The 11,924-nt window shown below is 36.9% G+C and carries 10 protein-coding genes and 2 tRNA genes; 4 read left to right on the top strand and 8 right to left on the bottom strand.

The window, feature by feature from the left end; translation table 11 throughout:
• Positions 1-222: 222 nt before the first annotated feature.
• A complete protein-coding gene (locus tag CD126_RS11270) occupies positions 223-825 on the bottom strand; it encodes a CPBP family glutamic-type intramembrane protease (RefSeq protein WP_103370512.1) in 603 nt (200 codons plus the stop codon).
• 4 nt (positions 826-829) lie between these two features.
• Positions 830-1,015, bottom strand: a complete 186-nt coding sequence (locus tag CD126_RS11265; protein WP_002471890.1) for a YkvS family protein — start codon at positions 1,013-1,015, stop codon at positions 830-832.
• A gap of 287 nt (positions 1,016-1,302) precedes the next feature.
• Here CD126_RS11265 and CD126_RS11260 point away from each other — a divergent pair, with 287 nt between their 5' ends.
• Complete coding sequence (locus CD126_RS11260; RefSeq protein ID WP_049406756.1) at positions 1,303-2,292, top strand: lipoate--protein ligase; 990 nt, start codon at positions 1,303-1,305, stop codon at positions 2,290-2,292.
• An 86-nt stretch (positions 2,293-2,378) separates the two neighbouring features.
• Here CD126_RS11260 and CD126_RS11255 read toward each other — a convergent pair whose 3' ends face one another.
• The gene (locus CD126_RS11255) at positions 2,379-2,597 is read right to left on the bottom strand and encodes an IDEAL domain-containing protein (protein WP_002471866.1); all 219 of its coding nucleotides are present in this window, start codon (positions 2,595-2,597) and stop codon (positions 2,379-2,381) included.
• Between the two features lie 278 nt (positions 2,598-2,875).
• On the opposite strand from CD126_RS11255, the gene CD126_RS11250 reads away from it, so the two are divergent.
• From CD126_RS11250 to CD126_RS11240, 3 genes are all read left to right on the top strand, one after another.
• Complete coding sequence (locus CD126_RS11250) at positions 2,876-3,442, top strand: competence protein ComK (protein WP_232620117.1); 567 nt, start codon at positions 2,876-2,878, stop codon at positions 3,440-3,442.
• Positions 3,443-3,674: 232 nt separating this feature from the next.
• A tRNA-Asn gene (locus CD126_RS11245) sits at positions 3,675-3,749 on the top strand.
• A 3-nt stretch (positions 3,750-3,752) separates the two neighbouring features.
• A tRNA-Ser gene (locus tag CD126_RS11240) sits at positions 3,753-3,841 on the top strand.
• 593 nt (positions 3,842-4,434) lie between these two features.
• On the opposite strand, the gene CD126_RS12245 is transcribed toward CD126_RS11240, so the two are convergent.
• The 5 genes from CD126_RS12245 to CD126_RS11215 form a co-directional block, all read right to left on the bottom strand.
• A complete protein-coding gene (locus CD126_RS12245; protein ID WP_082143031.1) occupies positions 4,435-4,632 on the bottom strand; it encodes a helix-turn-helix domain-containing protein in 198 nt (65 codons plus the stop codon).
• 767 nt (positions 4,633-5,399) lie between these two features.
• A complete protein-coding gene (locus tag CD126_RS11230; protein ID WP_049406749.1) occupies positions 5,400-6,911 on the bottom strand; it encodes a bifunctional metallophosphatase/5'-nucleotidase in 1,512 nt (503 codons plus the stop codon).
• 176 nt (positions 6,912-7,087) lie between these two features.
• Complete coding sequence (locus CD126_RS11225) at positions 7,088-8,446, bottom strand: TrkH family potassium uptake protein (RefSeq protein ID WP_103370511.1); 1,359 nt, start codon at positions 8,444-8,446, stop codon at positions 7,088-7,090.
• Between the two features lie 18 nt (positions 8,447-8,464).
• Positions 8,465-10,426 (bottom strand): S1C family serine protease, encoded by a 1,962-nt coding sequence (locus tag CD126_RS11220; RefSeq protein ID WP_065428821.1) that lies wholly within the window; start codon positions 10,424-10,426, stop codon positions 8,465-8,467.
• A 363-nt stretch (positions 10,427-10,789) separates the two neighbouring features.
• Entirely contained in the window at positions 10,790-11,584 is a 795-nt protein-coding gene (locus CD126_RS11215; protein ID WP_049406737.1) for a TerC family protein, read from the bottom strand.
• Positions 11,585-11,924: the final 340 nt, after the last annotated feature.

The raw sequence follows: 11,924 nt of genomic DNA, 5'->3' as shown, positions 1-11,924 counted from the left end.
AGATGTGTATAAGAGACAGACATTGTAGTGTCGATTATTTTGCATTTCATCTAATATTGTTTAAAGCGATTTAAAAGACCCCCATCATTACTTGGCACCCTAGTATTGAAGGCTAACGACCAAGTATGATGGAGGTATTTAAATATCTATAGTTATTCTTCAATTAGTATCTGAACCGTCACTTGTTTAATCAAGTCAACTATGTAGTTATCTATTCGACTATCAAGCATTAAAAATCAATAATACGACAATCGCCACAATTTGCGCTACGATGGTTGTCGCAATGCGTCTTGTATATAGATAACTTGCTGATAATATGAGTTGTGCTACGAAGATAAATAGTAGCAATGCCTTATTATCTAAGTAGAAGAAGAGTGAAGCTGAAGCTAACGCAGTAATAACGATACTTATCCATTTAGGTACTTTCAACTGCAGGATGCACTTCTGTAAGACGGTTCTCATATATAACTCATGACAAGGTATCACTAACAATAGTGTTACTAGCATTTGCCATTTGAAATAGACACCCGTTCTAGAGAGCATCTTAATCAATGAAGCGTACTTAATATCAGAAGTGATTGCTGCGAATATGAGTTGAAGGATAATCAGCACAATAGCTGTGACAATCCCCCACCCTATTGATGTAAGCAATCGCTTCGACTCAATATCTCTCTGATAGAAGACATAACTAATACCTGCAATCAGCATAATACCTGTATAAAGGTACCAGTATTCTTGTCTTTCTCCCCACATGATATAAAGAATGATGTGAAAAACTATAAAACTAAGGATAAACCACAATAGTGCTTTTGAAACTTTTCCCATATTCTTATCCTTCTTGATCTATGATTTTATAACGTTTGTGATTGATAACTGTTTTTTCAGGTAAATCAAGCTCTTCAAAGTTGTCCATAATTGTCAAATCTACAATTACAGAATTATCATTAATTTTCTCTACACGTCCTTTTAAACCATCATAAAATTCTACAATATTTCCTACTTCTGCGACAGTCATCTTTAGACCTCCTAGAATGTTAACTAGATAGTATTGTACTAAAAAAACCGCGACAAATAAACAGATAACCATTAAGTCTAGTAAGAATAAAGAGGAATATATCCGCTTTATCAAGCCATTTAAGATTGTCACAGTATCGTCGCATTTCAAGCCTTTACGATGAGTAAAAGAGTAGCTTTTTACCTCAATTTAAGGCATAAATAAAGTGAGGGGGAATAGTAGCTTCAACTATGATGACATCTCATTGATGAACAATATTACCACTAGGGTATAGGAGTGAATGCACGATGAAATTTATTAGTAATAACAACATCACAGATCCAACTTTAAATCTAGCAATGGAAGAATATGTACTTAAACATATGCCGAATGACGATAGCTACTTCCTATTCTATGTCAATAGACCTTCAATCATCATAGGCAAGAACCAAAATACACATGAAGAGATTAATAAAGATTATGTGACTGAGCACGGTATCGATGTCGTTCGTCGTATTTCTGGCGGTGGAGCAGTATATCATGACACGGGTAACTTAAACTTCAGCTTTATTACAGATGACGATGGCAACAGTTTCCATAACTTCAAGAAATTTACCGAACCAATCGTTCAAGCTTTACAGTCCTTAGGCGTTGAAGCTGAAATGACTGGCCGTAACGATATTCAGGTGGGTAACGCGAAGATTTCTGGCAACGCTATGGTAAAGGTGAAATCTCGTATGTTTAGTCACGGAACGCTCATGCTCAATAGCGAGCTTAGTGAGGTTCAAAATGCTTTGAAAGTTAATCCTGCTAAAATTAAATCTAAAGGAATTAAATCAGTAAGAAGTCGTGTCGCAAATATTGTGGAATTTCTAGATGAACCCATTTCAATCGAAGAGTTCAAAAGCATTATATTAAAAACAATATTTGGTGAAGCAGACCATGTTGAAGAATATCACCTTACAGATGAAGATTGGAAAAATATAGAACAATTGAGTAATGAAAAATATCGCACTTGGGAATGGAATTACGGTCGTAATCCGAAATATAACTTCGAAAGAGAAGAGAAATTTGATAAAGGATTTGTACAAGTTAAACTCGATGTACGTAGAGGCCGAATTGAAAATGCGAAAATCTTCGGAGACTTCTTCGGTGAAGGAGACGTAAGTGAGATTGAAGAGGCGCTCGTCGGTACATTACACGATTTCAACAGTATTAAAGAGGCGCTTTCGCACTATAGTATTTTCCACTATTTCGGGGATATTAACAGAGATGAACTCATTCGTTTAATGTCTTAGGGAATAATTAAAGGACGTTGTGTTATATTAGTAATTCTAAACTTTAACACAGCGTCCTTTTATTCATCGAGGAAGAATGACTTGAGTTATCCAACGAGACATGCCTCCAATTCATTGTATTCTTTTGTATAGCGCTTGAACTCTTCTTCATTTTTATTTTTGAGTGCTTCATCGATTAAATTCTCAAGTTCTTGCTTACGTACGTTACGTAGCGCTTGATCGATGATAAGTTCAATACCCAAATCGTTGATCGTGTTGATAAAAGCTTCAAGTGTTTCATATTTCAAATTTGCTTTGTTCTGCATGTGAATTCATCTCCTTTATTTCTATTTGTTAGTATTATACATACTTTGATATTTGAAATCAATGAATTTTCAGATATTTATTAGTAGAATTTTACCATTTTGCCCCTACAGTTTTTAAGTAATTTCGAGTAATTTCGCTCATTTTTTAAGTTGTGAGAAACCGTAAAATTGAGATATATTATGAGTTGCTTTTTCGATTGGGTTAGTATATGATTATCTTACAGATTTATATAAAGTTTGAAGTAAATGTGCAATTACTTAAAGGAGGTTTCATCATTATGAAACTTGACGTTATTCAGCAAGAAGACATGGCACTTTACCCGATTAGTAACGGTAGAGGGATGCATGCAAGCACCAAAATCCTGAAAGTTAATTCACCATCACTTATTTTACCGAAAAAACCTCAAAAGGTATTAGAAGTGTCATGTAGGTTCTACGGTGCCCCCTACTTACATAAAAAGAATGAAGCGACCCGTATAACCGGAATTACTAGTAAGCCACCTATTTTATTAACGCCACTTTTCCAACCTATTTTTTCCCTACGCATTCAGACCGTAAATCAGAGAACGCTTGGATTAACATCCACTACGTTGAAAAGATTAAAGAACTTAAAGATAAAAGATGTAAAATTTTTTTTCGTGGATAATCAAACCTTAACTGTTAACGTTTCTAAACATAGCTTAGATCATCAATACAAAAATGCCATTTTATATAATTTTTTAATGGAACGATCAGTAAAAGTATTTACGAGTGATCCTAATAATCCTATAGATTATGCTAAAAAGGAACTTAACATTTACGAAGTGCTTATTAAATACGCGAAACTATTTGAACATAAGGAGTAGTATCTAACTATTCTCTGAATTACAATACTCCCGATTAACTTCCTGCAGTAGTCGGGAGTATCTATATCAAAAATCAGTCATCTCATACAGAGGTTTAACATTAAAGTTATTAAATAAATTTTAACTATATCTATACAGAGTGTAAATATTCTTTTATTTTTTGGGTTCAACCTCTTGAAAAAATCTGTGTACTTGCTATAATAATACTTGTGCTTGATAGAAATCACATTATTCCACAGTAGCTCAGTGGTAGAGCTATCGGCTGTTAACCGATCGGTCGTAGGTTCGAATCCTACCTGTGGAGCCATATGGAAACGTACTCAAGTTGGCTGAAGAGGCGCCCCTGCTAAGGGTGTAGGTCGCGAGAGCGGCGCGAGGGTTCGAATCCCTCCGTTTCCGTTTTTTTGCTTATCGCTCGTTATATCTCTGATATAACGAGCTTTTGTTATGTATAGATGTCTATAGCTTTCAATAGTATTTAAACTTTTACGCTAACGGCACGCCAATTAAAATATACATAAAAAGCTATCCCCTCGGGTAGCCTTATTATTATATGTAGAAGATGTCATCTTCACTGTTCAATTTTAAACCTCAATTCTCAAGTTTCCGCTAATACTTATAAATCACTTATTAATAAAATGTAGGAGTCTGGGACATTAATGTGTATTTACTTCTGAGGTAAATAAAAAGCAAACTTAAAATAAATTCATGAGTAAATTTTCAATGTGTATTCGAGACGCTTGATGGAACTAGACCACGACGAAAATCCATTCTTCGAGCTCTCAGAGCGAAAAGAATTAGTTGAGTGTGGTCCCATAAGCAAGCGAGAGTTATAACATTGAAAATTAATAAGTATTTAATTTTGTCTCAGACTCTTTTATATTCATCGAAATATGTAAAAATACGTTTTAGATTTTTGATTAGAAAACGGGCAACTTTGGTATCGGTAATTCACTTTGCCCGTTACGTTGTCCGTCTAAAATTGATAGTTACTATTTATGTTTTGAATAATAACTCCTTTGAAATTCGTATAATTTTTCTGTAGTACCAAGTGTTAAATTGTCTATTTGACGTTTCTCATTTCTAATGCCTGATATTACATTTTGACTGATGCCTGTTGCTTTGCTTATTTGATAACCAGTAATATTACTCTTAAATAATTTCTCAATTGTCTTTTTGTATTCTGACAAGTCGATCACCTTCGTATCTGTAACCTAAAGATTTCAAGTGTTTGATTCGTGCAAATTTTATAAATTCGGGTATCAGTAGAACGAAAACAACTACAATTGTTGTTAAAAAATAATACATCACTTGAACCCCCTTTTTATAAGATATATAATAAACATGTAAGGAGGAGGCACTATGCCTCCGGTTAAATTAATCTTTGCTGTTCGGATTTCGACTAATATAGTCGATATGCCATAATCTAAGTTGCTTTAATACTCCTGGGATAATTAGTACAATTGCGACTTGTACTGGTTGACCTAGGAGTATTTTTATAACCTCATGCAACGGCTCTCACCTCCTTACATGTAGGCTATAAGGTGTATCTCAACCTTCCAAATGTAATTATACTACACAAATGTTAAGTATACCAAGCATTAACTATTAATATATTCTTCCTTTCTAAACCGAAAAAAGCTAGGCAAAATAACATCTCTTAAACTCAAATATAGGCTCACTAGCCCAATTTGATATAGAGCCACAATAGAAACTCAAATGCCTACAGAGCTTTTTATAGTTATTCGTTTCCACCTATGCCTTTTACTTCTTTTATTAAATCACTTCAAAGTTAGCACTACAGACTATGCAAACTGAACAATTATAGTAAACGTTGACCTTATATTAACTCCTCGATATATAAAGAGAGGAAGAACGTATCCACATTTATACGTCCTTCCTCTCTCAAATATATTCGTATTACTGAAGAAAATCCCATCCACAAATCAAACGCTACCTATTTCAATTTCACTTTAAACGTTTGCTTGTGCTCTAATTGATATTCATCATCTTGTAATTGCTGAGCAATTCGTTCACCCATCGTATTTTTATCAGTATGGTGAATAATAGCCGTATCAAGAATTTGTTGGTAGTTACGATAGCAATAATCTGTCATCACGACACGATACATGTGATCTAAATTAATATTGTGCAACGTAACACGATGATTAGGCGGTTGAGTCATATCGACATCATACTCTACTCCTTGCCAGAATGTGCATAATGTTTCGTCGATAATCGTTAAACTCAACTCTCCATCACTAAACTCTAAATGTCCATAACTGTATTCAAGGATTTGTTTAATATCTGCACCTTTCACCGTAATATCAATGGGTACATCAGGATGCGGATAAGCTTCAAAGATATCTTGGTTAGTCACTTGACCGCTCAAACCTCGTTCGCCATTACACGGTAAATGCACACATGAAATGTCAAAGGCATGCTCTCTTTGAATGCTATCATGCAAGAGTTGAATGAACGGATGCGGACGTGTAACCACATCTTCCAAACCATCCACCGTTAAATCTCCTACTTGCTCGCTTATTATCTCATCCATCCAGTGTTCAACTGCTTTGCGATCGTAATACGTCGTAGTTAGCAGCGTGGAATCTTCTGGATATTGATTCAAATCCACAATTTCGGAATTGACGAAATCCACTTCGTAGGATGTCGTATGCTTTTTAAAATTCACATTAACATGCACGAGTTGCTCCGCATTCTGCCCCGCTTGCACATAAAGTGTTTCATTATCCCTACCGATATAAGTTTGATGCTGGTGACCTGTAATTAACAAATCAATAACACCTAGATTTTGAATAATCTTCTCCGCTTCATTCACTTCTTGCTCATGCTCACGCGGTTTCTGACTTAATTGATTTAAACCGCCGTGATAAATCACAATTAAAAAGTCTGGTGATTCGCTTTCGTGGATATAGCGAATCCAACGTTTCGCCGTTAACATCGTCTTGGCCATGCTCACATCTGATTCCATTTCAAAGTGTTCGCGTTTCATTAAACCATCTGAAGTTAATCCGACAATCGCAATTTTTACACCTGAAATTGTTTTAATCGTATACGGTGTAGAGAAGTACGGCTCTTTCGTACGCTGATATTCAATATTTGCCGAAAGCCATGGAAATCTGGACAAAGCGATAGAACGGGAGAAGAAGGGTAAGCCAAATTTAAATTCATTTGGACTAATTCCACTCGCATCGTAATGCATGGCATTCATCAACTTAATCATAGGATGACGTTTATACGGTGCCACAATCGCGTAGTAATAAGCAGCTAAAGAGCCTGCTAGACTTCCCCCACTGTCTAACAGAATAACGTTAGGGTTATTCTCACGCACACGATTTACATACGTCCCCGCACGATAAATATTCGATCCATCTGGTCCATTTAAGAAATAACTATGCATGTCAGAAGTCGCTATTACATCTATAGATATATTTTCACTTTTTTTCATCTTTTTCTCGCTCCTAACTATCTTCTTTAGTTTAACATGTGACCATGATGAGTGAATAGAAATATTTCATTCTCCGCTTCTCTCTGTACATTTTACGCTATAAAAAAGGCAAGAACGAAAGCAAGAATTCATCAGCAATGATTCTCACTTTGTCCTTACCTATTTAAATCAATAAATTAACCAATTTGAATACGCTCTTTCGGATATTGATACTTATCTGGTTCGCGACGGCCACCTATCATGATGATAAAGGTAATCAAGCCGACACGTCCGATAAACATCAGAATCATGATGACCACTTTCGATACATCATCTAGGTTGCTTGTAATGCCTAGTGATAAGCCACACGTTCCGAACGCCGACATGACCTCAAAGAAGATTTGTAAGAAAGACATCTTACCGTTCTCGACCACGAGCATAATAATGACACCTATAAACGTCAGAACTCTTGCCATCGTGAAGACGGCGAAAGAACGCTGGATATCTAACCCGTGAATTTCACGGTTAAAGACTTTAATCGCTGTACGTTCGTTATTATTATTAAAGTTAAGCAAGAAGAGGAGTAGAATCGCAAATGTGGTTGTTCGAATACCTCCCCCTACTGAACTGGGTGAAGAACCGATGAACATGAGTAATCCCATAATCAAATTCGTTGCTTGTCCAAACTGACTTACATCGATGGTCTGCAACCCTGCACTGCGTGTAGTAGATGATTGAAACATCGCGTAGAACAATTCCTTGTGCCATGACATCCCTTTAAATAGATGATTGTGCTCTAATAACAGGATGATCAAGAAACCGAAAATAAATAATGCGAAATAAGTCACTGTCGTTATTTTAGCAAAAAGCGAAAAACGGAAATTAGGAATACGATTCTTGATATACGCCTTCGTTTCTAACAATACCGGGAAACCAATTGACCCTAGAACGATTAAAAACATCACAATCGTTTGAACGAAGTAGTCATTCGCATAAGGCATGAGGGATTTCCCTGTGATATCAAGACCACCATTCGTAGTAGCTGATACAGAAACGAAGACACCCTGCATCAATGCATAGTTCAAATCATGGCTGTCTCGATAGAAATAGAACGCGAGCAATAATGCACCTACGAGTTCGATAATCAAAATCGTTCTCACGATTTCTATAATCAATTTCACTGTACCACTCATGTTGTCCTTATTGTTATCTAACATGATAAGCTGGCGTTCACGGATACCAATGTGTTTACCGAGGACCACCCAGAGCAGTGTACCGATGGCCATTACACCAATTCCACCAATATTGAGTATGATGATAATGATGATTTGGCCAAAGGTAGAATACGTTGAAGCGATATCAATCGGTGATAAGCCGGTAACGCTCACTCCTGAAACAGCTACGAATAATGAGTCGATTGGATCGACATCTACACCTGGTTTATGCACAAATGGAAGGTTGAGTAATAAGAACGCGACCACTATAGCAAAGAGATAATACATCACAATACCTTGTTGAGGGCTCGATTTTTTTAGTAATTGATTGAAAATGGACAACCTTTATTCACCTCAAGATTACTTCAATTTAATTTGAATATCTTTAACCTTTCCATTTCTGTATACTTTAGCTGTTAAAGATTTATGATCATCTTTATGATTGAAGATAATTTGTCGATATCTTAATTTATCTTCTACTTCTTTATCATCTAACTTCACGATAACGTCATTTTTACGTAAACCTGCTTTATCTCCAAGTGAACCACTATTCACCTCTTCAACGATAATGCCTTTGTCAACATCGTTCGGTAAGTTGAGTGATGCACGTTCACTATCATTTAAACCGCTTAAATTTGTCACTTTAAGACCTGTATTTGGATATTTAACTTCACCTTTATCCTCTAGCTGTTTAGCGATGGATTGTGCGTCGTTAACTGGTAAAGCAAAGGCCATACCTTCAACCTTATCCATATCAATCTTGAGCGAAGCAATGCCGATAAGTTTACCACGTCGGTCTACTAAAGCACCGCCTGAATTACCAGGATTAATAGGCGCATCCATTTGTATGGCATTCATCAACTCATCATACTCGCCATCTTTATCAATGTCGACCGGTACGTGACGATTGAGTCCTGAAATAATCCCTTTAGAGACACTGCCTTTGAAATCCACACCTAAAGGATTGCCGACTACAATGATAGGTTCGCCGAGCACAAGATTACTAGAATCGCCCATCTTAATCGGCTTAACATCACTCTGCTGTTTAACATTTGCCTTCACTACTGCAATATCAGACCATTTATCCGTACCTATCACAGTTCCAGTCGTCGAATCATTGTCCCCATATGTAATCTTCTGCTTCTTCTTGTCACCTACCACGTGGGCATTCGTCATGATATAAATAGCGTCGTCTACTTTCTTGTAGACGACACCTGAACCTAGTTCGTTATCTTTGCCAGATTCTTGTGTTTCTTTGTCTGCAGAAGAGCGCGACTTATCTGTATCATTTTCAACTGTAACTACAGAGTGAATCGCTGAATTTGCACTTTTCATCGTCTCTGTGTAGTGTTTATCGTCATCGTTGTTACTTTGGAAGAGATGATTCGATCCTTTCCCATTGTTATTAACGTTATTAAAAATCGCAAATATGAGTATGATTAACAGTAAGACGCCTAGCGCAATGAGCAACTTCGCCCAATGTTGCGTTAAGAAATTGCGCACTGTTTCTAAAACATCTCGTTGTTTGCCATGTTTGTCAGAAGATGTCGTATTCTGATCTCTATTTGTCGCATTCATGTGATGCGCTGGTTTCTCCTCATCATGCGAAACGTAACGCTCTACTCTAGACTGTTGCGCTTGTTCTGAGTAAAAGTTAGAGCCCTCGTTCGATGCTTTATTATCTTGAGCATCTCGAAGCTTATCTTTGTCAGCTACTTTCTTGTGGTTACCCGTTTCATCTTGATGGACAGTCTTTTGAGGGCGTTTAGAAGTTGGTACATGTGGTTCACTATTACGGTCACGTGCACCTTGCGCCTCTTCGTTGTTTTGACTTCCCTGTAGATGAGGTTTCGACTCTTGCTTATCATTATTTAAAGAGTGCGGTTTCTGAGATTGATGTTTTGCGTCGGAGGATTCCAACTGCATCGATTCACCAGAATCTTCTCCAATTTGAGTTTCAGCATCTACATCTTGTTGAGCGATTTCTTCATGCGACGTATTCGCCTTAGCTCGATGTTGAGCTGTTTCATTCTCATCAGTTTGTTCAACTTGGCGATGATAGTCCTCAGCCTCTTCTTGAACTGCGCGTTCATGTTGGTGCTGTATCTCCTCTTGTGTGAGCTTCTCAATGCGTGCTTTACGCATATTGTCTTTCACACGTTCCTCGTTGTTCTTCGCCAGTTGCGCCTCTCGTTGTTGTTCCCTTTCCTGTCTTTCTTGCTCTCGTTTCACACGTGCTTCTCGTTCTTCATTGTGGAAAAATTCACGTCGTTTACGCTTATATTTATGGCGTGGAATGACGTGCTTTTCATTCTTGTCCACACACAGCCCCTCCATTCAAATCTGAACATTTGTTTATATTATGACATATTAGAGCGGCAATTGCTTTGTAGTTAGAAGAATTTATTAACATTTCTACAACTCAATTGCTTATCTTAACTGAAAAATATTTTATCTTAATTGTAGGATAAAACCAACAGACTTATCAATTCTTATTAAAACAGGAAGTGAAGTGATGCAATTAGCAGAGTTTAAGTATCGTATTGGCTCCTCAATTCTTGTCACCTTAGCAAATATTCGCTCACTTTCTTACCTCCATCATTGCGCTCCAATAAAAAAACACGCTTTAAATTACAATTTGTAGAAGTAAAATGCAATGTTAAAGCGTGTATATATATGAGAGGGTTATTTACTTTGTTTTTTGTTCATTCTTAATGACGTTAGCCAACCTACAATCACTAGGATAATCATCACAGACCAGAAGATGATTTGCCATAACATACTATGCGGGAATGACTCTGGGAGGACACCTACATCTTTATGTGCAAGGACTAAGACGACAAGCTTAATTCCTACCCAGCCGACGATAGCAAATGCTGCGCCTTCTAATCCTGGATATTTGTTCAAGAGTTCCACAAACCAAGTGGCTGCGAAGCGCATTAGAATAACGCCAATCATACCACCGAGGAACATCACGGCAAACTGGCCTAAATCCATACCGCCGAAGTGAATCCCTAATGTAGGTAACGTAAAGGCAATTGCCATTGCTGCAAGCATTGAATCAATGGCAAAGGCAATATCAGCAAACTCTACTTTAAATACAGTAGACCAGAAATGACCTTTACTTACTTTCTGTTCTTCTTCTGATTCAGTTGATTCTATATCATCAGGATTCTGGGGCCCCTCATCCTTATTTTTAAAGAAATGATAAAGGTTCTTCGCAGACATGTAGAGCAAGTAAATCGCTCCAGCAGCTTGAATATACCAGAAATTAACGATAATACTAATAAGGAATAAAGCAAGAAATCTAAAGATAAAGGCACCTAACAGGCCGTAGAACAATGCTTTCTTACGCTGTTCAGGTGGAAGATGTTTGACCATTACAGCCATAACCACTGCATTGTCGGCAGCTAATAATCCTTCGAGAAAGACTAATACGACGAGCACCCATAGATAAGGTAATATTAAACTCGGATCCATCAAGGACAACTCCTTCAAATATTATTGAATACAAATAGAGACCTATGCCATCCGTCAATCGAATATATGCCTATTACACAAAGAAATACTTGCACTTCTAGACATTATTCATGACAGTAGCAAAGGTCTCACTTAGCAGATAATATTTGCCCACTTTACCGGAAGAAATAATCTTCGTAATGACGACAAAGTGACGCTATTCGATCGTATGCGTTGATTATCGATTATCATCAACGACCCGAATAGTTAAGTTACTCCCCTCTGACTGTGTTAGTCATAGGTATGCTATTTGTTAAAAGTAATTATACACAACTCTAATAATTATAACAAACTATATAAT

This window comes from Staphylococcus pettenkoferi (assembly GCF_002902685.1).
GTDB classification, from domain to species: Bacteria; Bacillota; Bacilli; order Staphylococcales; family Staphylococcaceae; genus Staphylococcus; species Staphylococcus pettenkoferi.
Note: the sequence above shows the minus strand (reverse complement) of the source record. Positions and strands in the feature narration are given on the sequence as shown.

What these genes read in the sequence shown, in the direction of transcription:
- CD126_RS11270 (WP_103370512.1), bottom strand. Translation starts at nt 825, where the DNA reads ATGGGAAAAGTTTCAAAAGCACTATTGTGGTTTATCCTTAGTTTTATA.
- CD126_RS11265 (WP_002471890.1), bottom strand. Translation starts at nt 1,015, where the DNA reads ATGACTGTCGCAGAAGTAGGAAATATTGTAGAATTTTATGATGGTTTA.
- CD126_RS11260 (WP_049406756.1), top strand. Translation starts at nt 1,303, where the DNA reads ATGAAATTTATTAGTAATAACAACATCACAGATCCAACTTTAAATCTA.
- CD126_RS11255 (WP_002471866.1), bottom strand. Translation starts at nt 2,597, where the DNA reads ATGCAGAACAAAGCAAATTTGAAATATGAAACACTTGAAGCTTTTATC.
- CD126_RS11250 (WP_232620117.1), top strand. Translation starts at nt 2,876, where the DNA reads ATGAAACTTGACGTTATTCAGCAAGAAGACATGGCACTTTACCCGATT.
- CD126_RS11230 (WP_049406749.1), bottom strand. Translation starts at nt 6,911, where the DNA reads ATGAAAAAAAGTGAAAATATATCTATAGATGTAATAGCGACTTCTGAC.
- CD126_RS11215 (WP_049406737.1), bottom strand. Translation starts at nt 11,584, where the DNA reads ATGGATCCGAGTTTAATATTACCTTATCTATGGGTGCTCGTCGTATTA.